The organism is Planococcus maritimus, assembly GCF_001592825.1.
Taxonomy (GTDB): Bacteria; Bacillota; Bacilli; order Bacillales_A; family Planococcaceae; genus Planococcus; species Planococcus maritimus_C.
Genome location: NZ_LTZG01000032.1, coordinates 167,990 through 194,021 on the forward strand (window position 1 = coordinate 167,990; position 26,032 = coordinate 194,021).

The following is a 26,032-nucleotide window of genomic DNA, read 5'->3' on the forward strand; positions in this document are numbered from 1 at the left end:
GCTGTCCGCATCAGCGGGCAGCTTCTTTTTTTATGGTATTGATCGTCTCACTCATGGTCGGCTTGCTGCGTATGCAAGCGGCTCGCACGTGCCAATTCGACGAACCTCGCCATCATATTGGTGCCTTCTGGCGTGCCGATGGATTCCGGGTGGAACTGCAGGCCGTAGACCGGATAGTCTTTATGTTTAATCGCCATCATCGTGCCATCATCCAACGCTTCCGCCTGTATGGTAAAACATTCAGGCAAGGATGCCTTTTCGATCGCCAGCGAATGATAGCGCATGACAAGCACCCGTTCATCCATGCCAGTGAACAAGTCCGTTGCGCTATGTGAAACGTCCGAGACTTTGCCGTGGCGAATAGCAGGCGCTTCTGTCACGCGGCCGCCAAATGCTTCCCCGAGCAATTGCTGACCCAGGCAAATTCCAAGGATTGGCACATCGTGGTAAAGCTCACGGATCAACTCGAGCGATTCAGGCACGTCTCTCGGATGACCTGGGCCAGGAGACAAAATAATTGCTTCAGGCTGTTTACTGCGGATGTCATCCAAGCTCAATTGGCCATAACGCACAACTTCCACCTCTTCGCCGAGAGCCGCCACCGCTTGATAGATATTGTAAGTGAAGGAATCGTAGTGATCGATTAAGAGAATCATCCGAACACCTCCGTCAACGAACGTGCTTTATGGAGCGTTTCCTCATATTCTGCCTGCGGTACCGAATCAAAGACGATGCCCGCTCCCGCTTGGACGTGGACTGTGTCATCTTTGACAACGAACGTCCGGATAGCGAGCGCCACGTCCAAATTGCCATTAAAGCCAAGGTAACCGACGGCGCCTCCGTAAACACCGCGGCGCTCTTCTTCAAACTGCTGGATCAGCTGCAAGGCACGCACTTTAGGGGCGCCGGACACTGTCCCTGCTGGCAGGCAAGAAACGAGCGCATCAAGCGGATGCATCGCCCCTTCTAGCTCACCTGTCACTTCTGAAACGATGTGCATAACGTGCTGGTATTTCTCAATAACCATGTATTTGGGAATCGCGACCGTGCCGACTTTTGCGACACGGCCAACATCGTTGCGGCTCAGGTCAACGAGCATCTGGTGCTCTGCCCGCTCTTTTTCATCTCCAAGCAACTCATTCTCAAGCGCCAAATCTTCCGCTTCGGTCTTGCCACGCTTTCTCGTGCCGGCGATCGGGTTGGTCACCATTTCCCCGCCACGGATCGTCAATAGGCTCTCCGGCGAGGCTCCGACAACAGCATAGTCTCCGAAATCGATGAAAAATTGATAAGGCGATGGGTTTTGTTTACGGAGTTTGCGATATAAAATGAACGCATCCCCCCGGTAATCGGCAGACAAGCGCTGCGACAACACCAGTTGGAACACTTCGCCTTTGCGGATTTCCTGTTTGGCCAGCTCTACTTGCTCACGGAACCGTTCAGCTGTCGTGCCGGAATGAAAATCCAAAGTTTGCGGCTGATCAACCGGCTCTATGTTTACTGCCCGCTCTAGCTGATCCACAACAGCGTCTGCACGGCCTTCAAATGAAATCACCGTGACCTCATGGCGCACGTGATCAAACACGACAATCGTTTCGTACAGCTGCAAGTGGATATCCGGCATGTTCAAGCTGTCTTTCCGGGCACTCTCGACCGGCTCATAAGCGGCAATCGCATCGTAGCCGATATAGCCAATCGCACCGCCAGTAAACGGCAAGCCTTCAATATCCCGGTCGTCTTTGGGCATCAACTCTTTAATGCGTTCGAGCGGGCGACCTTGTTCCACCGAACGCTCACCACTCCGATAATCGATCACTTCCAATTGATCTTGCAGCCCGATAAATGCTTTCGACGGATCTGCCGCAATAAATGAATAACGGCCGCTTGCGCTTGTTTTCAACGAGCTTTCCAATAAGCATTTATAAGGGCCTTCTAAACGATTGAACACCATGATTGGCGTCAAGCTATCGCCTTCTACTTTCTTGATCTGTACATCTTTTCTCATCTCGGCTCAACTCCTCTTCTTTCTAGGCACCGCCGATTCAATACAAAAAGCCCCCTGCACGAAATAAGACCATTTCGTACAGAGGACGGATCGACCGCGGTGCCACCTCATCTTGAAGCTCTCAGCTTCCACTTAGACCCCAGTAACGCGGGGCGAACGAGCCTGGTTATGACAGGCCACTCATAAGTCCATTCATGCACGTGCCACACCGGTTCTCAGCTACCACCGGCTCTCTTCAGAAGCGATCCATGCACTACTTTTCTTATTCAACGATTTTTTATGTGGCGCTTTGTTGCCGCAGTCTTGTATGGTCCCGCGCAATTAAAAGCTTGTGACCATCTTATGGAATTCAAGCCCATCTGTCAACTGAAAGCAAACGCTCAATTTAGATAATTCTGTATTTATTTGGAGATTTGGGTTATAAATAATAGTAGTAGGATGTTTCTAAAATCGAAGGGGGTATCAGAACATGAAAAACAAACTTTGGCTGGCAACAGGAACAATAGGGCTCGGCTTCGTACTTGGCGCATGTGCAGGCGAAAGCGGCAGCGACTCTTCTTCTGACAGCGGCGATGCGACGCAAATCAGCTTTATGCACTGGCGCGGTGAAGACAAAGCCGTGCTCGATGACATCATTGCGGATTTTGAAGAAGCGAATCCTGATATTCGCGTAGAACAGAACATCTATCCATCCGACCAGTACCAAGCGACAGCACAACGCATGCTGCAGGAAGGATCGACGGGAGATGTCTTCACGTCATTCCCGGGTGCGCAATTTGAATCCATCGAAAGCGCCGGCTTTTTTGAAGACTTGAGCGGAGAAGAATTCGTCTCAAATTTTGACGAAAGCCTGATCTCTGTCGGCCAAAAAGACGGTACGCAGTTCGCGCTTCCGTATCAATTGGTCTTCAATATGCCCGTCTATAACAAAGGCATGTTCGATGAACTGGGGCTTGAAGTGCCGAAGAGCTGGACTGAGTTCCAGGAAATGGCCGATACTTTGCTTGAAAATGACATCACGCCGATCGCCTTCCCCGGCGCTGACATCGGGCCAAACCAATTCATGAACAGCATGATGATGAACAATGCACCGGATGAAGAGGTTTTTGCGAAACTCCAAAACGGCGAGGAATCCCTGACCAATGAATGGTGGGTCAAAACACTCGAAGACTTTAAGCTTTTGGCGGACAAAGGCTATATCCAAGACGATGCGCTCGGCACCAATCAGGACTCCGCCATGGCGATGGTCGCGAATGAAGAAGCCGCCATGCTTGCGACCGGTTCTTACCATATGAATTCCTTGCTCAGCCTAAACCCGGATCTTGAACTCGATTTGCTTGCGCCGATTACAGTGGAAGAAAGCGAAGCCACTTACGAAGGCATCAATACGGCTACGTTCATGTTGGCCGTCAACAGCAATTCCGAGAAAAAAGACCAAGCAAAAGCATTCATTGACTATTTGAGCCAGCCGGAAGTGGCTTCTAAATACGCTAATGAAACCGGGCAGCACTTGACTGTCAACGATGTCGAATACGAATCTGAAGCCCTGCAGAACACATCGTATTGGATCGACGAACGCAATACGCGCTTCCAGCCGCGCTTTTTGATCACCAACGCCCAAATTGAAGATGCGGTCCTCAGTTCCATTGAAAACGTTCTCGGTGGCGAAGATCCAATGGCAGCGGCTGAAGCAGCCCAACAAATCGTAGAAGAAAACAGGGAATAACCAGTTTATGAAAATCTCCAAATCCATTTACTGGTTCTTTCTTCCGGGGCTTGTCCTTTACAGCTTGTTCTTTTTGTATCCAACCTTCAGTGCCCTGTTTTATTCATTTACTGACTGGGATGGCCTCAGCACGGCCTTTCAATTTGTCGGCATCGATAACTACACCCGCGCGTTTACGGGCGATTCGATTTTCCAAAAAACGATCGGCAATAACTTGAAGTTCATGCTGACAGTCGTTGTATTCCAGACACTCGTGGCGCTTGCATTTGCGCTGATCGTCATCAAGAACACGAAAACGAATGTGTTTCTCCGTGCGCTTTATTTTTTCCCAACCATTTTGTCTTCGGTATCGGTGGCGTTTATCTGGGCGTTCATCTACGATCCGTCGATGGGCATCTTGAATCAAGTGCTCCAACTCGTTGGTCTTGATTTCCTGGCACAGAACTGGCTCGGCAATGCCAATATCGCGATTTACTCGCTCGCCATTACGCAAATCTGGTTCCACGCAGGCCAAATGCTGATTATCTTCGTTGCGGGGCTTCAAGCCATACCCGAAGAATTATACGAAGTGGCAAAAATTGAAGGCGCCAGCAAATGGCAGGCGTTTAGAAGCGTTACGTGGCCGTTGCTTGCACCCTCTGCGACCATCGTCGTCGCCTATACGACCATCCAATCATTTAAAGCATTCGACTTGGTGTTTGCGATGACCGGCGGCGGGCCGAACAACTCTACTGAAATCATCGCGACTTATATTTACGATGTCGCGTTCAAGAGCTATCAATTCGGTTACGCTTCGTCAATTTCCGTCATTTTCATGGTCATTATCGCCTTGATTACCTATCTGCAATTCAAGGCCTTGCGTTCAGACCGCGTATCTTATTAAAAAGGGGGCGGCAACTTTGCTGTTCAGGAAATTTTCACTGCTCATTTATGCGCTGCTGATCCTGATTCCGTTAGTGGTCGTCTTGTTGACGTCCGTAAAAACACTTCAGGAAACGTTCCGCGACCCGCTCGGCTTACCGGACGGCGGCTTTAAATTTGATAATTACGTTGCGATCTTTCAGGAACAAACCATGGCAGGCTATTTCCTCAATAGCACCATCGTCACTTTGTTTTCGGTTTCGCTGACCTTATTGCTCGCCGCCATGGTCGCATTCGGCATTACACGCATGAACAATTGGGTTGGCAATGTCTTGTTCGGCGTGTTTACGCTTGGCATGATGGTGCCAGCACAAGTCATTATGGTGCCGCTGTATTCGCTCATGCTGGATTTGGGGCTGACAAATAGCCTGCTCGGGCTTATTCTCGTCAACATCTCCTCGACTTTGCCGATTGCGGTCTTCATCTTGACCGGTTTCATGAAAACTTTGCCGAAGGAATTGTTTGAAGCGTCCACGATTGATGGCGCTGGCAATTGGAAGATGTTCACGAAAGTGGCCATTCCATTATCTTTACCATCTCTATCAGCTACAGCGATTTTTTTATTCGTCATGCACTGGAACGATTTATTGTATCCACTGCTGTTCATCACGGACAATGCTTACAAAACCTTGCCACTCGCGCTTCTTGAGTTTCAAGGGCAATATTCCACCAATTATCCAATGCTGTTCACAGGCGTTATCATCGCCTCAGCGCCAATGGTCATCGCCTACGTTTTCCTGCAACGTTATTTTGTCGCAGGCATCACGGCTGGTGCAGTCAAAGGATAATAAAAAGCCTCCGGAATCTTTCCGGAGGCTTTTCTTATTATCTGGCAAATACATGCTTGCCGATTTTTTTGATTGTCGGGCGTGTGAAAATCCACTGATTAGTGGCGGTTACCGGGTTATAATAATAAGTTGCACCGGCTGATGGATCCCAGCCTTTCGCCGCTTCCCGGACAGCGAGATAAGCAGAAGCGTTTGGCGTCAACCAATATTGTCCATCGTTCACTGCCGTAAAGGCATTACGCTGAAAAATAACTCCATATGTACTGTTTGGAAACGCGCTCGATTGCACACGATTCATGATGACGGCCGCTACCGCGACTTTCCCTTCGAATAGTTCACCGCGGGCTTCGCCGTGAACGGTCCGCGCCATCATGTCGACTTGCTTCATCTTTTCCCGTGTCATGGGTCCAGTAAAACCAGTCGCGCTAACACCGAAATCGCGTTGGAACTGAATGACTGCGTTTTTAGTAATAGAACCATAGTAACCGGTCGGGGCTACGTGGAAATAGCCAAGTTTTTGAAGCTTCACTTGAAGCTCTGATACTTCGCTGCCGGAGACACCTACGTGTAGATCGGGCGCATGAGCGGAAGCCGCCGAGTGGGAAAATGTGAGAAAGAAAATCGTAGCTAAACTGAATAAGAGCACTTTAATTGTTTTCATGCGTTCTCTCCTTTTGTTTTACTGACAAGAATCGACAATTGATTCCTTTTTAAAGTATATCTTTGGCAAATCTTAAACACAACATGACGGAGTTACTTTGTTTTCAAATATTTCCATCAACTCGATAGGCCTTTCTATTCCCATTGGATCCTTTAGGCCCAGAAGATCCCTCAGATGTACGCAAAACAAGAAAAAGACGGGCAAGTCGTCCGTCTTTTTGCCAGAGTGTTGAAGAAGTCTATGGTTCGCTCTCAACTATGAAAAAGAGAGTCTTTTCTATTTTCCACAATCAATGACCTCTCTAAGTATTTGGAGAAGCGTTCGCTCGACTCCAGTGGATCAGCGAGACGACCGAGACCCCGCAAGGAGCAGAGCGACTGAGGAGGCTTGGGCGCGAGCCCATGGAAAGCGAGCGATAAGCTTCGGAAAATACTACTTTATCACTTTCTCGACAACCTAAAAAAAAGACGGGCAAATCGCCCGTCTTTTCGCTACCTTTTGGATTCAATTTCTTTTCCTTTTGTAAGACAATTGCGCGATTTGACCGTCTTTTTCAACTTTCTCCAAAGTGAAATCGAGACGGCGCTGGGCTTCTTGAAATAAAGGGATGCCTTTTCCAAGCGTCACAGGAGCGATTGAAATAATAAATTCGTCAACTAGGTCTTCGTTTAGCAGGCTCTCGATTAACAAGCTGCCCCCGACAGGCCAAATCGTGCCTCCTTCTTGCTGCTGGAGTGTTTTCACGACGTCTGCCGGATCTTCCGAAGTGAATGTAATGTTGCTTTCGTTCTCTTTCGGATGGGAAGTAAACACATAAGAATGCTGATCGGCATAGGGAAATTCCTCACTCACACGATCAACTACCCAATCATAGGTGCGTCTGCCGAGCAAAATTGTATCGACCGTGTTGATGAATTCCCCATAGCCAGCGTCTCCGTCCATTTCCACATCCAATAACCAGTCCAAGGTCTCTTCTGTGTCGGCGATATAGCCGTCCAAGCTTTGTGCAATATAGCACACGACTTTCCTTTCAGCCATCCAAACTGCCTCCTTGAGCGGGCCAGCCCGCTTGTTTCTAAATTCAGGAAAAACTTACGATTCCAGTTCTTCCAATTGTTTTTTTGTCTGCGGAAACGCATTCGCTTGCCATTCCGAACGATAGGCGGAATCCAATTGGGTCAACCCTTCTTCTGCAGAATCATATGGCGCATTCACGCTTTCCTCATGGTCAATTTCATAACTATTATGCATATCGCTATCCTCATATACCCAAATGCTGCGTTTCTTGTCTTTGTACGCTTTTAGCAAAATCACTCCTGCGCCCAGTGCCGCGCCCGATGCGATGAACTTTTTCATGTTGATGCTCATACTAATCCCTCCAAATTGTTCTTTACTACCTTACCTTCCCCTTTTACAATCATCTTAACCGCTACAGCTTTTAGACGCACAGGCGAGAGTTTGGTAAAGTGGAACAAACTGACCTTGGAGGCGATTTGATGAAAAAGATAGTCATTGTATCTGATACGCATATCCCCAACCGCGGCAAAAAGCTCCCGCAACCGCTTGTCGACGCCTGTGACGGCGCTGACTTCATTATTCATGCCGGCGACTGGCAAATCCTCGACGTTTACCACGAATTATCGGCTTACGCCGAGACGGACGGTGTAGCTGGTAATGTCGATCCTTGGGAAATTGTTGACCGTTTCGGACGCAAAAAAATCCTGACATTCGGCGATTTGAAAATCGGTGTCGTTCATGGAGATGGCATACGGAAAACGACCGAACAACGAGCGTTCGATAGCTTTGAAGGCGAAGACGTCGACATCATCGTTTTTGGCCATTCCCATCAGCCGCTTATGCGCGAAACAGGCGGCCTGACCTTATTCAATCCGGGATCGCCAACCGATAAGCGCCGCGAACCGCAATACTCATTCGGGTTGCTAGAAATCGGCGACACTTGGGAGCTTAAGCACGTATTTTTCGATAAAGAAGAGTGAAAAAAAGCCATTTCCTGATGTTCAGGAAATGGCTTTTTCGACCCATGGCATCCTCAATTTTGTTGGAAGCTGAATCCGAGGCGCTTGAGTGCGGTCTCGAGATTCGCTTCAATCATCGTCCCTTTTAACGCTTGGGCAAAATGTGGAACTTTCAATGCCATATAGGGTTGGATACCGGTCACGGCAGTCTTGACGCCGATCAACTCCAATACTTTCACGAGCTTCAATAAATGCTCGCCAACTTCTGAGTTGATCTGCGACACTCCCGATACATCGACAATTAGCACTTCAATGCCTTTTTCGGCACAATCATGCATCACTTGGTCAATGATGGTTTTCGCCCTCAAAGCCCTGACTTCGCCGATGATCGGCAAGATCGCCACTTTTCCGACGATAGGGACTAGCGGGGCTGCGAGCGATTCAATTTCTTCGTATGCTTGTTCAAGTTCCAACACATACGTCAATAAGGTGGCGAGCGTCTCGAAAATAAACGGTAAATCTGCCGGCAGCTCGCACGGGCCGTCGTCGATTCCACAGATCGTGCCATAAACCGACCCATCTTCATAAAAAATAGGCGCCCCGATAAAACAGCCGGTTTCGACTCCATCCGCGATGCCCAAAGCACGCGTCAATGCATGTTCGCCAATGTGTTTAATGACTAAAGCCTGCGCCCCATGCTCAACACACAAAGCCGATAACGTACATGGCAGCACAGACACTTGCCCTTCCTCAATTAAATGATGCTTCAAATTATGCACTTTCACGACATGTTGGGCTTCGCCTTCTTGCTTTGCCACGTAAAAGCTATTCATGCCCGCCTGCTTGCTGAGAATCTGGAGAGCATATGAAGCCGCTTCGTCGAAATCACTAAAATTCTGTGCATTTTCGAGATTTCCCCTGACCATTTCCCCATCTCCCCCTTCTCAACTCGTCATTCATCTACGGATGCAACTCACTTCTCTCTCTTTTTTTATTATAACGCTCTTTACTATCTGAAATGTTTAAATTGTGTAACAAAATCAGTTAGATTGTCACGTTCATCATTTCCAAATATCGGGTATACCTTATCACGAGCGAAAGGAGGATCCTTAATGAACGAAGAATGGGACATTGAATTATTGGAACAAACCGATAGCATGATTTCTTTCAACTGGACCCCAACAGATGAAATATCACGAGTCAAAAAAAACGGTGAAGTGGTCTATATGGGGACACAGGCGACATTTCAAGATGATGGACTAAGCCCTGGCGAAGTGATTCGTTATACCATCGAACGCCAATCGCCTCAAGGCAACTGGATCCCCGCCTTAAAATTATTAACCGGTACCGAAAAGCGCGACCCTGATTGCATCAATCAGCTCGAACAGATTGTCTTATCGACCATCGTATCTCACAAGCGGGTTTCACTTGCTTGGGGGGCCATCGACGGCATCGACGCATACGATATCTACCGCGATGGGGAGCCCGTAACGAAGACTCACCGCACACAATTCACTGACCGGGACGTACCGGAAGACCGCGAAGTGACCTATTGGGTACGTGCAAGACGCCCTGTTAACCGGACCGAAAGCCCGTTGCGCAAAATCAAATCAATCGTGGCCACTGTATTCGGAGTTTTGAATTTGGGCTCTTCACAAGAGCAAGCAGCCGTAGAAAAATTCTGGCTATCGAAAAAGATTGCTCCGCTCAATCAATTGCTGGCAGAAGGCCCAGACAAGGCAGCAGAACTGAAATGGCATCTGCGATATTTGACCTTTTTGCCTGACAATATTCTAAAAAATCCTAATCTGACATCGCCAAACCCTTATTTCCAAGGGGACAACCGATCGTTTGATCCGGAAGCGAAACAGTACCGCTCACTCAGCAATTGCATCGTCAACTTGACAGCCCCACAAAGCACGTTTGATTTTGATAAAGACATCGGTACCAGCATCGCGTACAACTGGCGGCAAAAATTCCGCAAAGCGGATGTCGCCTCAAGTGAAGGGGTCTCGGCGAAGATCATTGAAGACACGGATCAAAAGACCGAATTCCGGCTATATCACAGTGTCGGGAATCCGTTGACGACATCACCCAATATCGATTACGAAGTATCCGCTACCTTCTACCGAAATGGTGTTTACAATTTAATCGGTGTCCATGACCAATCGCCGAATCACGAAATTTACTTAAAGCTCGGGGACCAAGGAAGCTGGCAGACACTCCATCAGACAGAAAGCGAAGGGCTCGCCTGGATGGCCGATCCGATTGCAGCTCATTATTGGCGCTTTTCGAATTTCCTGTAAGAAACATCCTGAAAATCGATCCATACGAAAAGGGCGGTTCCAGAAAAATCTGGAACCGCCCTTTTGTCTATTTAAAATTGATCCAAAAAACGCTTGCGGATATGCGGAGGCGGCAGCATGCAGCTGTCGAGCTTGCCGAATACTTTGTAGCGGTTTTTTGCGATGACGTCGTATGCCCCGTCGCGTAGTATGCGTGGGAATGGTTGAAGGTGATAAGCAAGCTTCCAAAGGCCCGTCAGGTGATGCGAAATCATGAGTGCACCCTGTGACTTCACGTACGCTTCGCCGCCTTCAATGAGCACCAAGCTATCCACATCTTCCGGAATTTTGTGCTTTTGTGAAAGCTCCTGCCCGATCTCGCTTTGCAGGGAAGCGAATTGAAAATAACCTGCCGGGTCATGATTGATGATGAATTGCACACTGGAATCGCAGAAATTGCAATCTCCATCAAATAAAACAATTGCATGCTCCATAGATGATCCTCCTTTGAACTAATACCTGCCTTTTACTTTCCCTATTCCCATTTCTTGAAACCATCTGTCTTTGTGCCTTGGTGAAAAAGCAGCTTCCATCCATTTTCTCGCTTTTTCCATACCGAACTTCGGTGGCTCCAGATGCCTGTCGTCCGGTTCTCCAATAAATACATTGTTAAAACCGCCTCAGGACCAAGTGGTTTTACTTCAAAGCGAGAAACGCGGTAGTCGTCTTCAGGTAAATCATAACTCCCATCAAAATCAGCGCGCTGGCAAATACCGCCGGAAATGCCAAATTCAAAAAAATCATTATCCAGTATTTCTGCCATATTCTGGTTCGATTCTCTGGCAACTGGTGCTAAATGGCTGTTTTCCAAGGCCAAAAACTGTTTATGTAAGTCTTCCATCCAGACACTCCTTTCGCAAATACGCAACGAAGAAAAAAAGCCCCGGCAAGCGCCGGGACCGAATTATTTAAATTGCTCGTCTTCTTCTGCCTCATCGTCTTTATAAAAATCTTCCTGATCTTCACCCGGTTGATCTTGAGGGCCGTCTGACGAACCAAAATTCTCCACATCGTCAAAGCTGTTTTCGTAATCACGAATTCGGCCATCTTCCGTTTTTGCAGGGTGGTCGGTCGACGATCCGATAACATCCTCTTCTGATGGCCGGCTTTCCAAGTCCAGGCTATGATCCGCGTGATCGATGCAGGTCAGCGCGGTCGGTATCGCTTCGAGTCGTTCGTACGGAATGTCTTTTCCGCATACCGCGCATTTGCCATACGTTCCTTCTTCAATGGCTTTCAAAGCAGCCACGACATCCGCATGCTCTTCTTCCTTGAATTGCTCCATCGCCATTCCGCGTTCCTGGTCATACAAATCAGTGGCATTATCGCCAGGGTGATTATCGTAAGTGGATAGTTCGCTAGTTTCAAATTCCTCTGCATGTTCCATTCGTTCCTCGAGCGATTTTAATTGCGCTTCGAGTTGCTCCTTTAATCCTGTTAGCTGTTCGTCTGTCATGTTGACTCCTCCTCTAAATACAAGCTTGTGCTATATATATTGCCTGTATGGGAGAAATCAAACCTCAGGGGCACAGCTCAGAAATCATCGAAGCGATCCATCAAGCTCATCAAGTACTCATCCAAGCGATAACGGACCAATTCATCTGACAAGCCGGACAAGCCGAATGCTTTCCAACCCGGATAGACTGCCGGGCTGCCGTCTAATGTGTCAATCAAAGACAATAAATCCCAATACGGATCATAAGTAAATGATGGGCCGGCATGGCGTTCATAAGCGGCCAAAAATTCGTTGGCGACCCGTGTGCCGTAAAGTTGCGCCAAATTGACGCGGCAATGCCCGACATCGACTCCAGCCGGACCCAAGCACGTATTCACCCAATCAACGACCCCGCTAACGCGCCCAGCTTCCCATAAAATATTTCCCGGGTGATAATCGCGGTGGATCAAGCCATACTCAACCGGCGGACCACCCGCAGCGACGATATAAAACGCGCGCATCCAATCGCCTTCTACACGCGACCACTTTGGCCGCTCGAGACGCCTTGCATCGTTGTAGGCAAAGTATTCATAAGGAAACCCTTCCGCTTTATGGCGGTGAATCTCTGCGAGCGTCTCAGCAAGGCCTTCAAGCCACGCCGCATCATACGAAGGCGGCAAAACAACCTTACCTGGTACTTTTGTCATCAAGACGGCCGGCATGCCGCATGCTTCTCCACTCTCTTCAAACGCTAGAACGCGCGGGGCGGAAATACCTGCTTTTTCGGCGAGTTCCAGACTCATTGCCTCATGCTTGGCCAAATCCGGTTCCTGATCAAGCCACTCACCTTTATGATGCAGCCGCAACACAAGGCTTTGCCGCTCTCCGTCTTTGTTTGCGCGAATTTCATAAAGCAGTGAAGAAGTCCCGCCTTCTAAAGGGACAGCTTCTTCTAGCGCAGCTCCTGGCCATTTCAACTCGACCCAGTCGAGTGTCTGACGGGACAAGCCGCCGAATCCATTTGTCATTCTTGCCGCTCCTTTCAGCCTATCTAGTGCTTTCAGTGTACCATGAAAAAACGCCTACTCCAGCTTTTTGATATGCGCTATCCCAAAATTCCGGAAGCGTTTACGGGGAGGCCAGAAGGGTATGGTTTCCTACAATGATTTTTCAACTTAACAGGTGAATTTCCTGCATTGAATAGACTGAAGGAGCTGACGTTACATGAAAGTGAAGCACCCGATCCCGAAAGCAAAAGAATTGGACAATACTCTATCCCTTCTCGGTGAAGGATTTGATTTCCTGCCTGGCCGCCGCAAAGAGCTGGGCTCGGATATTTTTGAAACCCGCCTGATGGGGAAAAAGGTCGTGTGCATGGCCGGCGAGGAAGCCGCTGAACTGTTCCACAATAACGATTACTTCAAACGCAGCGGTGCAGCGCCGCTTCCACTTGAACAAACGCTATTCGGGCGCGGTGCGGTCCATGGACGCGACGGCGAAGACCATCATCAGCAAAAGCGCATGTTCCTGTCGATGATGACACCTGAGCGATTAGAAGACTCCAAGCGCATGATGATCCAAGAACTCGACGCCAAAGCTGAACAATGGCAGCACATGGACGAAGTCGTCTTATTGGATGAAATCGAAGAAATCTTCACGCGCTCGATGATTCATTGGGCTGGCCTGCCAATGAAAGAAAGCGAAGTCAAGCAGCGCACATGGGAACTTGTTACGATGGTCGATTCGTTTGGCCTCACCGAAGGCCGCTACCTCGAAGGCATGAAAGCGCGTAATGCGCACGAAGATTGGCTGAAGAAAATCATCAAGCAAATTCGTAAAGGCGAATACAATCCGCCAGCGTACACAGCAGCGTATATCGTCGCCCATCACCGCACGCCAAACGGCAAACTGCTCGACCTCGAGACAGCAGCTGTCGATTTGAACAACGCTTACCGCCCGATGATCGCGACGGCTTACTTTATCGTCTTCGGTGTCATGGCAATGAACGAAAATCCGGCCACACGCGAAAAACTGCAGGCTGACGAAAACCATTACAGCCACAATTTCGCCCAAGAAGTGCGGCGCTATTATCCATTCGCCCCCGTCATGGCAGCGATTGCCAAAAAAGATTTCGACTGGAACGGCGTCCAGTTCAAAAAAGATATGCGCGTCATCCTGGATCTTTACGGCACGAACCATCATCCCGATTCCTGGGACAATGCCGACGAATTCATCCCAGAACGTTTCAGCACATGGGACGGCAGCCCGTTTTCTTTCATTCCGCAAGGCGGCGGCGACCATCATACCGGACACCGCTGTGCGGGTGAATGGATGACGGTCATGTATATGCAGTCGATTTTTAAGTATTTTGCAGAGAACCTGGAATACAACGTGCCTGAACAGGACTTGTCCTACGATATGTCCCGCATGCCGACGATGCCAAAAAGCCGCTTGATCCTGAAAGACGTGCAAAAACTGAAAAACCGCCCAGATAATGTGTTCTATCACGAACAAAAGAACACGACGGTGCAATCAGGTTGCCCATTTCATTGATCATGAAAGGCTAGAGATTCTGTCTCTAGCTTTTTTTATTTGCTGGAAAAGAAGAGAGCGAGGGTTTGCTTGTGGAATCATTCCAGTTCATTAGTTGAGCTTCATTTTGGGAGCCGCCACCGGGCTTTGGGGTAGTTCGGCTTCCGTACCCAGTTGCCGGCTAGCGGGGGAATCGCTTCCAGGCACAAGTTTGAAGCAGCTAGTGAGTGTTTGCGTGACCACCTATTTCGCTATTCGATTCGGGTTTCATTTTTAATATTCGCCGTCGAACTTTGGGTTGGCCTCTCGCAGTAAGCCAAGAAGGACACTTGTCTTACCGCTTCGGCTCACCCCTTTACGCTCGGCGGCTAAGGGATTTCGTTGAGTGAAGCGTGTTTAGGCAGTTCTGCTTTTGTAGTCCGTTGCCGGCTAGCGGGGGAATCGCTTCCCGGGATGCAGCGTCTGGCACATTGGTGCTTCAGCAAAAACTTTGTTGGTGGATCAGAACTAACTAGCCTCTCTAGACCAAAGATAACTTGAGCTACAAAACATGAAGCATTTCTTCATTTTCTATCGAGTGGACAGAAGAAGTTTTCTTCCCCTTTAAAACTAGAGACGGAGTGGAAGGGGGCGACTCCGGGAGGAATAGCGAGACAATTGAGACCCTGCAGGAGCGCAGCGACGAAGCGGCTCAATGCGAGCCCTCCGGAAAGCGTCCTCCTGAAACGCAGTCGAAAAGCGGAAGCTTTTCTACTTACTCCTTCACATAGTTAAATGTATGACCCGCAACTTGAAGATGCTATTCCCTAACAAACCAACAATTGACAGAACCGCCCCCATCTTATACGATAAAGCAGGAAATTAAATAACCCGGCAACGGGAGAGGTTCATAGCATTCCACCCTCTATAAAAAACTATGGATTTTGAAATCAAGCCGAATCCACATGCGATTCGGCTTTTCGTTTGTCCGCATTTTTTATAGCTCTCCCCCAGCCGGCCCACTTAAAAGGAGGCCAACACCATGGCAGGAAGAAACGAAGAGACACTCGAGCATCTGTCTTTGCTCGGCAACCAGAACACACGCTACAAATTCGAATACGACCCAGGCATTCTAGAAGCGATCGACAATCTCCACCCGCGCGATTACTTCGTCAAATTCAATTGCCCGGAATTCACTTCGCTGTGCCCGCAAACCGGCCAGCCGGATTTTGCGACGATTTACTTGAGCTTCATTCCCGATAAGAAACTCGTTGAAAGCAAAGCGCTGAAGCTCTATTTGTTCAGCTTCCGCAACCACGGCGATTTCCATGAAGACGTCGTCAATATCATCATGAACGACTTGATCGAACTGCTCGACCCCCGCTATATCGAAGTATGGGGCAAGTTCACTCCGCGCGGCGGCTTGTCGATCGATCCGTATACGAACTACGGCAAGCCCGGCACAAAATACGAAGAAATGGCGACGTACCGGATGATGAACCACGACATGAACCCGGAAACGATCACCAACCGATAAGGGGAAGCGGCCATGTTACTTTATTTAAACGGCGCTTTTGTCGGCCTGCTCATCCTGTCGAATATCCTAGCGGTCAAACTATTCTCGATCAGTGAATGGGCCGTGCTGCCGGCCGCGGTCATCGTCTACGTTTTTACGTTTCCCATCACTGACACGATTGCGGAAGTATATGGCAAAGAAGCCGCGCGCCAAACGGTCATGGCTGGGTTTATCACGCAACTCGCCGCCCTGGCGTTCATCTTTGCGGCGATCCACTTGCCGTCTGCGCCATTTTTTGCGGACCAGCAAGCGTTCGAGTCGATTTTCTCGGCCGGCTTCCGGGTGACGCTCGCAAGTTTGGTATCGTATTTCATCAGCCAAAACCTGGACGTCTCGATTTTCCATAAATTAAAAGCACGCAATGGTGAATCGAAATTATGGCTGCGCAATAATGCATCGACGATGATCAGCCAATTGGCCGATACGTCCATTTTTATCACGATCGCTTTTTATGGGACGATGCCGCTATCGGCGCTAACCGCGATGATTGTAACCCAGTATCTATTTAAATGGGCAGTCGCTGCAGCGGATACCCCACTTGTTTACTTGCTCGTCAAACTCGCGCGCCGCTCCAAAACAAGCACCCAAAAAAGCTTTGCTTAATGAATAAAATCCACGCGCAGAAAAGCCGCCGGCCCTCAACATGGCCGGCGGCTTTTCGTATTTATATTTTTTGTTTAGCTGGCAGGACTGCAGGCACGAGGATGGCAGTTGAGACCTTTTTCTGTGTCCAGACCAGTTCTGCGGTGATCGGCAAATGGTCCGACACCGCCGTTTCCATTGTTTCGACCTCCCGCACGTCAAAACCATGGTCAGCAAAAAGATAATCGATGCGCGTCATCGGCTTGAACGATTCACCTGTTTCAGGATTTTCAAAAGGAGACGGATACGTATAGGCGTCGCCCCGTTTGGTTTTCAAGAAGACATCCGTCATGAGGTGATGAAGATGGCTCAAGTGGCGGTGTGTCGGCGGCGCATTGAAATCCCCCGCAAGGATTTTCGGGAAATGGCTTTTGCCGGCAATCTCCAATATTTCTGCAACGCTCATTTCAAGCTCTTCGTCTTTCAACGCTAGATGGGTATTCAATACTTTGAGGTACGTGCTCCCGACTTCAATCACAGTTTCAAGAACGCCTCGCTGCTCATTATTGTAGTCGTCGGTGATGACTTGCGTCAAAAAATGGTTTTCTGCATATTTGATAGGATAAATGCTTAACGTCGCATTGCCGTATTGGCGATTCGGGCGTTCCGGATCATCTGGCGCTTGATTCAAGTTGGCGCCATACGCCGCGTACATTCCAAGCCTTTCGGCAAGCCATTCGACTTGGTCCATGTAAAAACTGCGAGCTGAAAAATAACGGTCGACTTCCTGGAGGGCTACAATGGTAGCGCCTGATGCTTCGATCACTTGTGCCGTTCTTTCTAAATCTACTTGGCCATCCATTCCCATTCCGTGGGCAATATTGAACGACATTACTTTCACTGTTGGTGTCCTGCTGGCGTCGCCGTGCATGAGACCATCTCCTTTTCAGGTTGAAACGAATCAGTGGCAGCTGCAATTGTCCTCTTAATTATAGCAGGCACGGCGCTTTTCTAAGTTAAAAACAGGTTAAAAAATGTTATAGTTTTGTAAATTTCTGATTTTTGCCACAATTGGTACGTGATCTGATGCCTCGCTTTGGATCGTCCAGGCTTCTAACGACTCAAAATGGTTACTGTGGAAAATATAATCGATTTTTTTGCCGTGATCCCCCTGCTTTTTATACGTGTCTGGATAAGGGCCAGCGCCAAATGCATTGTGAAAATGCTTTGAGAATCGCTGAATATGCTTCGTCGATGGCGACGCATTAAAATCCCCCACCAGTAGTTGAGGCAGCGGGTTGCTGGTTGTAATCGCAAGAATTTCTGTCAAATTACGATCCACTTCTTCGTCAATCAGCGATAGATGCGTATTGTAAAAAGAAAATCGCCGCCCTGCCACTTCAATGACCGCTTCAAGCATCCCGCGCGGCTCGAAATCTTCCGGGTGTGTTTCGACAGCGCTTAAATCATGGTTTTTAGAGGCAATAATCGGATGACAGCTCAAGATAGCGTTGCCGTATTCACGCTTCGGCCGAGCGCCCCCGGCTCCCCTGTCGATCAAATTCGGCCCATACGCCATTTCCATGCCAAGCCGGTTGGACAGCCATTTGGCCTGGTCCAAAAATTTGCTGCGCGAGGAAAAGTTACGGTCCACTTCTTGTAAACCGGCAATATCCGCTCTCCCCTGTTCAATGGCCTGTGCTGTCAATTCAAGGTCCAGTTCGCCGTCAATTCGTTTTCCTGAGGCAATATTAAAGCTCATCACGGTCAGCATCTTCCTCACCCCACCATCCTCATTGTATTTAACTTCTATTCCCTTGCTTTTCCAAACGAAACGAAAAAAGACCCGCTAAGGCGGGCCTGCTGTTATTCATTGTGCTGATCGGTGTACGCAATAATCGCATTGCGCAAATACTGCGCTGCCCCTTCACCAGCTCTTTCATAATAAGCTGCAAAGCGCTCATCTGCCACATACATCTCCGCTAGGCCGGCATGTGCTTTGGGATCGTAACTGCCCCATGTAAACCCGAGCCATTGCCGGTGCAAATCGGCTACTTCCTGACCCGCAGCCCCCGCCGGTTCGCCTTCTGGTAGCGCGTGTTCCAGCTTGTCGAGGATTTCTTGCTCGAGGCGCTTGAACGCTTCATATTGTTCTTGGCCCATCCCGAGCATCTTGGCGTTGGAGCGGTCGACTTCCGCGTCGCCGTATTTCTCGCGGATTTCTGTTCCGTATGCCGCTTCATTGTCCTTGATCAGCTGCCGTTTGAATCCTTCGAACTTTTCATGATCTGCCATATGGCTCTCTCCTTTTTTTGTGGAAATGGTCTTTTCCACATTAATGATCAAAAGGTCCAGGCGGCTGCGTTCTTCAAGCAATTGTTCCCGCTGCCTGATCAATGCTTCCGTTTCATCAAAATCCGGGTCGTCCAGAAGCTTTGCGATCTCTTGCAGCCCAAACCCAAGCTCCCGGTAAAATAAGATGAGCTGCAGGCGATCGATTTCTGCACTTCCATATACCCGGTAGCCCGATTCGTTTTTCTGCGGTATCAGCAAGCCGATTGAATCGTAATAACGTAAAGTACGTGCGCTGACGCCGGCAAGCGAAGCCAGTTTTTGCACTGTATACATGCCGCCACCTCCTGATGACTCCATCTTAAACCTTGACGCAACGTCAAGGTCAAGAAGAAACATTAAGTTAATTGCTGCTCGGCAAATTCGCGGTATAAAGCATGTTTCCCAGTTAACTCGCGGTGACTGCCGGTGCCTGTAACACGGCCGCCTTCAATAAAAACAATCTGATCCGCATCAACGATGGTCGACAAGCGATGGGCAATGACCAATGTTGTGCGCCCTTCCATCAAACGGCCAAGTGCTTGCCCAACGATGCCCTCGGATTGGCTGTCGAGACTTGCGGTCGCTTCGTCCATCATCAATAATTTCGGATCACGTAAAAATGCACGAGCGATCGCAATGCGCTGTCTTTGCCCGCCGGACAATTTCACGCCGCGCTCTCCGACTTGTGTGTCTAATCCATCGGGAAACGAAGCGATGAATTCTTCAGCATACGCCATGCGGGAAACACGCCACAATTCTTCATCCTGATAGCTATCGGCATCCGGCAAACCATACGTCAAATTGGCGCGGATCGTGCCGCCCATCATGGCACTTTCTTGTGACACATAACCGATTTGGTCGCGCCAGGAAGAAATGGCCACTTCACCGATCGGCACGTCTCCGATCGTGATCTTTCCTGCGGTCGGTTCGTAAAAGCGTTCAATTAGCCCGAAAATGGTCGTCTTGCCGCCACCGCTCGGCCCGGCAAAGGCAATCTTCTGGCCAGGATGCGCTTCGAATGACACGCCTTGCAAGACCGGTTCGCCGGTTTCGTAGGAAAAGCTGACGTCTTCAAGGCGCAGCGTTTTGCCGCTGATGTCTATTTCTTTGCCCCGCTCTTGTTCTTCAAGCGGCAATTCCAGAATGTCGATGATGCGCTCTGTCGCGCCTCTCGCTTTTTGCAACTCCGTAAAAAAGCGCGCAAACGTAGCGAGCGGCACGACAATTTGGAAGAGATACAGCAAAAAGGCAACTAGCGAGCCGGTCGACATCGATCCTTCCGATACTCGGATACCGCCGTAGCCGATGATCATCACGATGACGACCATAACGACCAAATACATGAGCGGGCCGATCAAGGCATAAACTTTCGCTTCTCTCATGCCAAGGCCATAAAGTTTCTGAACGCCAGACAACCCGCGCTGTTCTTCCACTTGTTCGGCAGTCGATGATTTCATCAAGCGAATTTCCCCGAGTGTCTGTTGGACATCGCCTGTGAACACAGCGGTTTCATCTTGCAAACTGCGGGAAATCTTCGCCATTTTGCGTCCCAAAGGAATCATGATGGCGATCGTCAACGGTACGGCAAGCATCATGATCAAGGTCATTTTCCAGTCCAGCACAAGAAGAATAGCAACCGCCCCGATAATGGTAATGATGCCAGTGACGAAATTCGGGAAATGATCAGTGATCAGATTCCGGACGATGCCGGTATCGTTAACGACACGGCTCACTGTCTGGCCACTCGCATGCTGGTCGAAATAGCCAACACGTAAACGCAGCAAATGAAGCCACATGCGTTCGCGCAGACCCGCCACGATGCGCTGGCCGACCATACTCAGTAAATAAATCGATACGCCGTTAATGACAGCTTGTACGATAAACGCAGCCGCAAGCGCCGCAATCAACCCCGCGCTTAATGCTTCTACTGAAAAGCCGTCCACCAATTCTCTCGTGAGCAATGGCACAAGCAATCCGACAATTGTCGTCACCAGGCTCGTCGCCAGTCCAAAAACCAGCGCCCATTTCGGGATCTTAATCGACCTCAAAAGCGTGAAAAATGGCTTGATGCTTTGTTTTTTCTCTATAGATTCCATCTCTACATCCCCTATCTATCCGTTTGCAACTGTTTATGCGGCGGTAATTTTCCGGTCTTTTGGCAATGCCAAACCGACCAAACCAAGAACCGGCAAGATCGAAATAATGACCATCGTTTCATAAACGCCAATCGAATCCATCAACACACCTATTGCGACTGCACCAATCGCCCCCATGCCGAACGCCAAACCGACTGTCAGCCCAGACATTGTGCCAATCCTGCTTGGCACAAGCTCTTGGGCGTAGACGACCATGACGGAAAAACTCAACATGAGGAAAAAGCCAAGCACGGCAAGAATGACGGCGACTACCGGCAACGCTACATATGGCAGCACAAGTGCCAGTGGAATCGGCACGATCAGCGATAGCACAATGACGCGCTTGCGGCCGATGCGGTCTGCGAGCGGGCCGCCGAAAAAGGTCCCGAATGCCCCGATTCCAAGGAACAAGAAAATGAACATTTGTCCTTGTTGGATCGTCACGCCATAGTTCTCCATCAAATGGAATATATAAAAACTCGTTATCGTCGTTATGTAGAAAGTACGCGCGAATATGATTAACAACAGCAAGGCCAACGCCGTGCCGACTTGTTTTTTTGTCAAAGGCGGAAGTGAAGACAGCACCGCTTTTTTCACTTTCGCGAGCTTATCACGCTCTAACTGCTCTTTGTACCAAGCCGAAATTTTGGATAATACAAAAATGCCGAGTGCTGCGACAAACAAAAACAGCGCTGCGCCCCGTTGCCCGAGCGGCACCAGGATGAACGCACTGATTAATGGCGCCAGCGCTTGACCAGAGTTGCCGCCAACTTGGTAAATCGATTGCGACAGGCCGCGCCTTGAGCCAGCTGCCATATACGATACGCGCGAGCCTTCCGGATGAAAGACCGCAGAACCAAAACCAAGGAAAATGACCGACAACAAAATAAGCCAGTATTCCGGCGCAAATGCCAAGCCGGCAATGCCGATAAACGAGAACACCATACCGAGCGGCAAGGCGTAAGGCATCGGTTTTTTATCGCTCGCAAATCCGATGACTGGCTGCAAGACAGATGCCACCATATTGAGCGCAAAAGCGATCAGCCCGAGCTGCGTGAAGCTGAGTCCCAAATCCTTCTCCAAAATCGGGAACATCGCCGGAATCACTGCCTGCAAGGAATCATTCAGTAAATGGACACCGCCGATCGCAAACATCACCGGATACACCGGATTGCCCGCGAGCGAAGATGAGGAAATTGCTTTTGCCATAGTGCCGCCTCCAAATTAAGTAATTGCGTTTTTTCCATTATAACCCACTTTTCGTGTGCAAGAGCCTGCACAAAGAGCGCAGTTGCACATTCGTTGTTGAATGCCCATCTGCGCTCTTGTTTTTTGCCTACGAGCCCACTCTACAGCAAGCGGAGGAATAACACTTTCAAGTAATCGCCTTCCGGGAATCTCCGGTCGACATGGAAATCTGCCGGCAGGCTGTAGGTCTCCATCACTTTGTATTTCTGGTCTCTATCTTTGAATGCTTTATCGATCATTTGAGTGAATCTCTTCATATTAAATGAAGCGCTATTGGTCGAGGCGACAATCAAGCCACCCGGCGCCGTAATATCAATCGACTCTTTCATGAGATTGGTGTAATCTTTCGCCGCACTGAAGACGTGCTTTTTCGAACGCGCAAAGCTTGGGGGATCTAAGACGACCACATCAAAACTTAAGTTTTTGCGCTTGGCGTATTTGAAATAATTGAAAACGTCCATGACCAAAATGTCTTGTTCGTCAAAATCGATGCCGTTGATGCTGAACTGTTCGATCGTTTTTGCCGAACTGCGCTTCGCAAGGTCCACGCTTGTTGTCTTGTCTGCACCGCCAAGCGCCGCTGCGACAGAAAACGCACCTGTGTAAGAGAAAGTATTCAAGACGCTCTTGCCGTCCGCATATTTCGTGCGGATCGCTTGGCGCACATCGCGCTGGTCAAGGAAAATGCCGGTCATTGCGCCATCATTCAAATAAACCGCGTAATTCACTCCGTTTTCCTGAACAATCAACGGGAATTCCCCGCGCTCGCCCGATACGAAATCATCGTCTTCGATATATTGACCTTTCGTGTCGAAGCGTTTCTTTTCATAAATGCCGATGCATTCTACTACGTTTTCCAAAGCGGCTACGACGTCTTCGCGGAACGAATAGACCCCTTCGCTATACCAGGACAGCAAGTAGAAGCCGGCGTAATAATCGATCGTCAATCCACCAAAACCGTCCCCTTCGCCGTTGAATACACGGAAGGCCGTCGTCTCTGGGTTGTTGAAGAATTTCTCGCGGCGGCTGAAGGCGAGTTCTAGCTTGCGTTCGATAAAGGCTTGGCCGACTGCTTCGTCCTGGTTTCTCGTCAAGACCCAACCGGCGCCTTTGTTTTGCTCGCCGTAATAGCCTGTACCGAGGTATTCCCTGTCTTTGTCAACGAGGCGCAGCAAGCTGCCTTCGGGTGCGTCGATGTCGTTCATCAAGCCGTCTTTAGTAATGAGCGGCGACCCTTTCGCCAATTCATTTCTTAATGTGTCTTTCACTGTTACGGTCAATTCGTTTCTCACAATTCCTCATCCTATCTATGCCGTTGCGTTTTGCATTATAATCAGTGTAAAGGAAATCTGTCGCCCTGCCCACTTTCAAATGTCCTTTTCGGTGAAATGGGCATGGAAACGAGAAGGCTTGTGAAAACGCAATGGCTATTCTTTTCCGACTCACTTCGGAATCGCTTTCTGGAAAATGCTTGGAAAAGATAGCGGGAGTTTCGGTGTTGAATTGTTTTGCTTTTGTTTTTACTTCGCCTGAGTAGTCGCCGTCGGGCTTTGGGTTGGCCTCTTGCCGGCTAGCGGGGGAATCGCTTTCTGGGACGTGCTTGGAGAAGATAGCGGGAGTTTGGGTGTTGAATTGTTTTTGCTTTTGTTTTTACTTCGCCTGAGTAGTCGCCGCCGGGCTTTGGGTTGGCCTCTTGCCGTAAGCCAGAAAGAACGCCTGTCTTATGGCATCGGCTCACCCCTTTACGCTTGGCGGCTGAGAGATTTCATTGAGTGAAGCGTGTTTAGATAGTTCTGCTTCCGTACCCAGTTGCCGGCTTGTGGGGGAATCGCTTCCTGGGACGTGCTTGGAGAAGATAGCGGGAGTTTGGGTGTTGAATTGTTTTTGCTTTTGTTTTTATTTCGCCTGAGTAGTCGCCGTCGGGCTTTGGGTTGGCCTCTTGCCGTAAGCCAGAAAGAACGCCTGTCTTACGGCATCGGCTCACCCCCTTTACGCTCGGCGGCTGAGGGATTTCGTTGAGTGAAGCGTGTTTAGGCAGTTCTGCTTCCGTACCCAGTTGCCGGCTTGTGGGGGAATCGCTTCCTGGGACAAGTTTGAAGCAGCTCGTGAGTGTTTGCGTGACCACCTATTTCGCTATTCGATTCGGGTTTCATTTTTGGTATTCGCCGCCGGGCTTTGGGTTGGCCTCTCGCAGTAAGCCAAGAAGGACACTTGTCTTACCGCTTCGGCTCACCCCTTTACGCTCGGCGGCTGAGTGATTTCATTGAGTGAAGCATGTTTAGGCAGTTCAGCTTCCGTACCCAGTTGCCGGCTTGTGGGGGAATCGCTTCCCGAGAGAATTGTTGGTGAATCGCGAAGTTTGCTTGTGGATTTGTTTCGGTTGCTGGATTGGGCTTCTGCTTGAGAATCGCCGGCCGGCTTTGGGTTGGCCTCTTGCCATAAGACAGGAAGAACACCTGTCTTACGGCGTCGGCTCACCCTTGGCGCTCGCCGGCTGAGTGATTTTGTTGATCACTGTGTGTTTAAGTAGATCTACTTTTTTACCCAGTTGCCGGCTATTGGGGAAATCGCTTCCCGGGATGCAGCGTCTGACACGTTGGTGCTTCAGCAAAAAACTTTGGTGGTGGGTCAGAACTAACTAGCCTCTCTAGACCAAAGATAACTTGAGCTACAAAACATGAAGCATTTCTTCATTTTCTATCGAGTGGACAGAAGAAGTTTTCTTCCCCTTTAAAACTAGAGACGGAGTGGAAGAGGGCTGACGCCTGTGGGACCGCGCGGGCTGGCGAGACAAACGTGGCGCGCTCTTTGCGGCACGTTGGCTCAACACCCGCCCAATTCTCGGGCAGCTGAAAGCGCGACGTTCTGTCGCATCAGCTGCATGACTTGCATTCTGCGAGCCCCAAGCAGCCTCCCGCAACGCAGTCGACAAGCGGAAGCTTTTCCAGTCACTTCTTTTCATTCCAAGTCTTCTAATTTCTAGTTTCAATGATTTTCTCAACAAAAAAGCGCTCCGCAACCATGCGGAACGCTTTGTGTCCATAACTTATTCTTGCACCCATCCCCAGGCATCGTTCATTTCGTCGAGACTGAAATGGCGTGTTTCCAGGCCATCTGCGAACCCTTTCCAGCCGCTCGTGGCCTGTGTCCAGTCTTTTTCGCTGATGATCGCGAACTTGCGCGCTTGGCTCCAGCTATTGCGGTCGATGTCCGCACTGTCTGCTGCATCGAACAATGTGGAATCTTCCACTTTGTAGATGATTGCGTATATATTGAAATGGCCTTTTTCGTTCACTTTCTCACGGATGACGTGATCCAACTTCTCAAAATCGGCTTTGCTGGCACGTCCTTCTACTTCAATTGCGATTGTTTCGATATCTTTACTCGGCACAATGGACAGCATGTCCCTTCACCTCTCCTTAATCCAATCCCAGGCCTGCTCCATCTGGTCGATCGGGAAATATTCTGCTTGAACGCCTGGAAGTTTGTCGAGAGCACCAGATGCTTTGTCGAGCCAATTTTGTTCACTGATAATGGCCAGTTTATTATACTGGGTCCAGCGCTTGGCATCGATGGCCAGTTCCTCGAATATCGCGCCTGCTGTTGGGACGTCGATATCGCCGATAACGGCATAGACATTGAATTTTTCATCGTTGCGGAATTTCTCGAATACGACATTATCGAATTTTTTCAAATCGTCTTTGGTCACTTTGCCTTCGACTTCGATAGCAAAAGTTTGTTCGTCCTTACTGGTAACGAATGATAACATGGCGGCTCCTCCTTAAAGTT

General features: G+C 49.3%; 26 protein-coding genes, 1 riboswitch and 1 other annotated feature. Of the genes, 8 read left to right on the top strand and 18 right to left on the bottom strand.

Features of this window, described 5'->3' with window-relative positions; genetic code table 11:
- Positions 1-47: 47 nt before the first annotated feature.
- Complete coding sequence (locus AY633_RS13125) at positions 48-656, bottom strand: anthranilate synthase component II (protein ID WP_068488744.1); 609 nt, start codon at positions 654-656, stop codon at positions 48-50.
- A complete protein-coding gene (gene trpE / locus AY633_RS13130) occupies positions 653-2,005 on the bottom strand; it encodes an anthranilate synthase component I (protein WP_068488745.1) in 1,353 nt (450 codons plus the stop codon). The genes AY633_RS13125 and trpE overlap by 4 nt, the downstream gene beginning before the upstream one ends.
- Positions 2,006-2,083: 78 nt before the next feature.
- Positions 2,084-2,284, bottom strand: a binding site (T-box leader).
- 190 nt (positions 2,285-2,474) lie between these two features.
- Here trpE and AY633_RS13135 point away from each other — a divergent pair.
- Genes AY633_RS13135 through AY633_RS13145 form a run of 3 tightly spaced genes read left to right on the top strand, consistent with a single transcriptional unit; the run spans position 2,475 to position 5,440 of the window.
- Entirely contained in the window at positions 2,475-3,731 is a 1,257-nt protein-coding gene (locus AY633_RS13135) for an ABC transporter substrate-binding protein (protein WP_068488746.1), read from the top strand.
- A gap of 7 nt (positions 3,732-3,738) precedes the next feature.
- Entirely contained in the window at positions 3,739-4,614 is an 876-nt protein-coding gene (locus tag AY633_RS13140; protein WP_068488747.1) for a carbohydrate ABC transporter permease, read from the top strand.
- A gap of 16 nt (positions 4,615-4,630) precedes the next feature.
- On the top strand, positions 4,631-5,440 hold the full coding sequence (locus AY633_RS13145; RefSeq protein WP_068488748.1) for a carbohydrate ABC transporter permease: 810 nt from the start codon (positions 4,631-4,633) through the stop codon (positions 5,438-5,440).
- Positions 5,441-5,477: 37 nt separating this feature from the next.
- Here the strand turns inward: AY633_RS13145 and AY633_RS13150 are convergent, their stop codons facing one another.
- The 3 genes from AY633_RS13150 to AY633_RS13160 form a co-directional block, all read right to left on the bottom strand.
- The gene (locus AY633_RS13150; protein WP_068488749.1) at positions 5,478-6,101 is read right to left on the bottom strand and encodes a cell wall hydrolase; all 624 of its coding nucleotides are present in this window, start codon (positions 6,099-6,101) and stop codon (positions 5,478-5,480) included.
- A gap of 504 nt (positions 6,102-6,605) precedes the next feature.
- The gene (locus tag AY633_RS13155; RefSeq protein WP_068488750.1) at positions 6,606-7,139 is read right to left on the bottom strand and encodes a dihydrofolate reductase family protein; all 534 of its coding nucleotides are present in this window, start codon (positions 7,137-7,139) and stop codon (positions 6,606-6,608) included.
- 54 nt (positions 7,140-7,193) lie between these two features.
- On the bottom strand, positions 7,194-7,469 hold the full coding sequence (locus AY633_RS13160; protein WP_253183189.1) for a hypothetical protein: 276 nt from the start codon (positions 7,467-7,469) through the stop codon (positions 7,194-7,196).
- A gap of 128 nt (positions 7,470-7,597) precedes the next feature.
- Here AY633_RS13160 and AY633_RS13165 point away from each other — a divergent pair, with 128 nt between their 5' ends.
- Positions 7,598-8,098, top strand: coding sequence for a metallophosphoesterase family protein (locus tag AY633_RS13165; protein WP_068459952.1), 501 nt, complete (start codon positions 7,598-7,600; stop codon positions 8,096-8,098).
- A gap of 53 nt (positions 8,099-8,151) precedes the next feature.
- On the opposite strand, the gene AY633_RS13170 is transcribed toward AY633_RS13165, so the two are convergent.
- Positions 8,152-9,003, bottom strand: coding sequence for an STAS domain-containing protein (locus AY633_RS13170; RefSeq protein ID WP_068488751.1), 852 nt, complete (start codon positions 9,001-9,003; stop codon positions 8,152-8,154).
- Between the two features lie 186 nt (positions 9,004-9,189).
- Here AY633_RS13170 and AY633_RS13175 point away from each other — a divergent pair, with 186 nt between their 5' ends.
- Positions 9,190-10,383 (top strand): DUF3238 domain-containing protein, encoded by a 1,194-nt coding sequence (locus tag AY633_RS13175; protein WP_068488752.1) that lies wholly within the window; start codon positions 9,190-9,192, stop codon positions 10,381-10,383.
- Between the two features lie 71 nt (positions 10,384-10,454).
- Here the strand turns inward: AY633_RS13175 and AY633_RS13180 are convergent, their stop codons facing one another.
- From AY633_RS13180 to AY633_RS13195, 4 genes are all read right to left on the bottom strand, one after another.
- Positions 10,455-10,856, bottom strand: coding sequence for a thiol-disulfide oxidoreductase DCC family protein (locus tag AY633_RS13180; RefSeq protein WP_068459948.1), 402 nt, complete (start codon positions 10,854-10,856; stop codon positions 10,455-10,457).
- Positions 10,857-10,897: 41 nt separating this feature from the next.
- Entirely contained in the window at positions 10,898-11,263 is a 366-nt protein-coding gene (locus AY633_RS13185) for a nuclear transport factor 2 family protein (protein ID WP_068488753.1), read from the bottom strand.
- A gap of 63 nt (positions 11,264-11,326) precedes the next feature.
- Positions 11,327-11,878: a TraR/DksA C4-type zinc finger protein gene (locus AY633_RS13190; RefSeq protein WP_068488754.1), complete on the bottom strand. Its 552-nt coding sequence runs from the start codon at positions 11,876-11,878 to the stop codon at positions 11,327-11,329.
- A gap of 77 nt (positions 11,879-11,955) precedes the next feature.
- Positions 11,956-12,885: a phosphotransferase family protein gene (locus tag AY633_RS13195; RefSeq protein WP_068488755.1), complete on the bottom strand. Its 930-nt coding sequence runs from the start codon at positions 12,883-12,885 to the stop codon at positions 11,956-11,958.
- A 196-nt stretch (positions 12,886-13,081) separates the two neighbouring features.
- On the opposite strand from AY633_RS13195, the gene AY633_RS13200 reads away from it, so the two are divergent.
- The 3 genes from AY633_RS13200 (at position 13,082) to AY633_RS13210 (ending at position 16,547) form a co-directional block, all read left to right on the top strand.
- Positions 13,082-14,410: a cytochrome P450 gene (locus AY633_RS13200; RefSeq protein ID WP_068488756.1), complete on the top strand. Its 1,329-nt coding sequence runs from the start codon at positions 13,082-13,084 to the stop codon at positions 14,408-14,410.
- An 855-nt stretch (positions 14,411-15,265) separates the two neighbouring features.
- A riboswitch (PreQ1 riboswitch) is annotated at positions 15,266-15,313 on the top strand.
- A 97-nt stretch (positions 15,314-15,410) separates the two neighbouring features.
- On the top strand, positions 15,411-15,905 hold the full coding sequence (gene queF / locus AY633_RS13205) for a preQ(1) synthase (RefSeq protein WP_068488757.1): 495 nt from the start codon (positions 15,411-15,413) through the stop codon (positions 15,903-15,905).
- A gap of 12 nt (positions 15,906-15,917) precedes the next feature.
- Positions 15,918-16,547 (top strand): queuosine precursor transporter, encoded by a 630-nt coding sequence (locus AY633_RS13210; protein WP_068488758.1) that lies wholly within the window; start codon positions 15,918-15,920, stop codon positions 16,545-16,547.
- 61 nt (positions 16,548-16,608) lie between these two features.
- Here the strand turns inward: AY633_RS13210 and AY633_RS13215 are convergent, their stop codons facing one another.
- The 8 genes from AY633_RS13215 to AY633_RS13250 all read right to left on the bottom strand — a co-directional run bounded on the left by AY633_RS13215 (position 16,609) and on the right by AY633_RS13250 (position 26,012).
- Complete coding sequence (locus AY633_RS13215; protein WP_068488759.1) at positions 16,609-17,457, bottom strand: endonuclease/exonuclease/phosphatase family protein; 849 nt, start codon at positions 17,455-17,457, stop codon at positions 16,609-16,611.
- Between the two features lie 96 nt (positions 17,458-17,553).
- A complete protein-coding gene (locus AY633_RS13220; RefSeq protein WP_068488760.1) occupies positions 17,554-18,300 on the bottom strand; it encodes an endonuclease/exonuclease/phosphatase family protein in 747 nt (248 codons plus the stop codon).
- A 92-nt stretch (positions 18,301-18,392) separates the two neighbouring features.
- Complete coding sequence (locus AY633_RS13225; protein ID WP_068488761.1) at positions 18,393-19,154, bottom strand: MerR family transcriptional regulator; 762 nt, start codon at positions 19,152-19,154, stop codon at positions 18,393-18,395.
- A 62-nt stretch (positions 19,155-19,216) separates the two neighbouring features.
- Positions 19,217-20,956 (bottom strand): ABC transporter ATP-binding protein, encoded by a 1,740-nt coding sequence (locus tag AY633_RS13230; protein ID WP_068488762.1) that lies wholly within the window; start codon positions 20,954-20,956, stop codon positions 19,217-19,219.
- Positions 20,957-20,989: 33 nt separating this feature from the next.
- Complete coding sequence (locus AY633_RS13235) at positions 20,990-22,204, bottom strand: MFS transporter (protein ID WP_186008776.1); 1,215 nt, start codon at positions 22,202-22,204, stop codon at positions 20,990-20,992.
- A gap of 140 nt (positions 22,205-22,344) precedes the next feature.
- A complete protein-coding gene (locus AY633_RS13240; protein ID WP_068488763.1) occupies positions 22,345-23,535 on the bottom strand; it encodes a class I SAM-dependent rRNA methyltransferase in 1,191 nt (396 codons plus the stop codon).
- Between the two features lie 1,754 nt (positions 23,536-25,289).
- Positions 25,290-25,646 carry a SpoIIAA family protein gene (locus tag AY633_RS13245; protein ID WP_068488764.1) on the bottom strand — a complete coding sequence of 119 codons (357 nt, stop codon included), beginning with the start codon at positions 25,644-25,646 and terminating at the stop codon, positions 25,290-25,292.
- Positions 25,647-25,652: 6 nt separating this feature from the next.
- On the bottom strand, positions 25,653-26,012 hold the full coding sequence (locus AY633_RS13250) for a SpoIIAA family protein (RefSeq protein WP_068488765.1): 360 nt from the start codon (positions 26,010-26,012) through the stop codon (positions 25,653-25,655).
- Between the last annotated feature and the right edge of the window lie 20 nt (positions 26,013-26,032).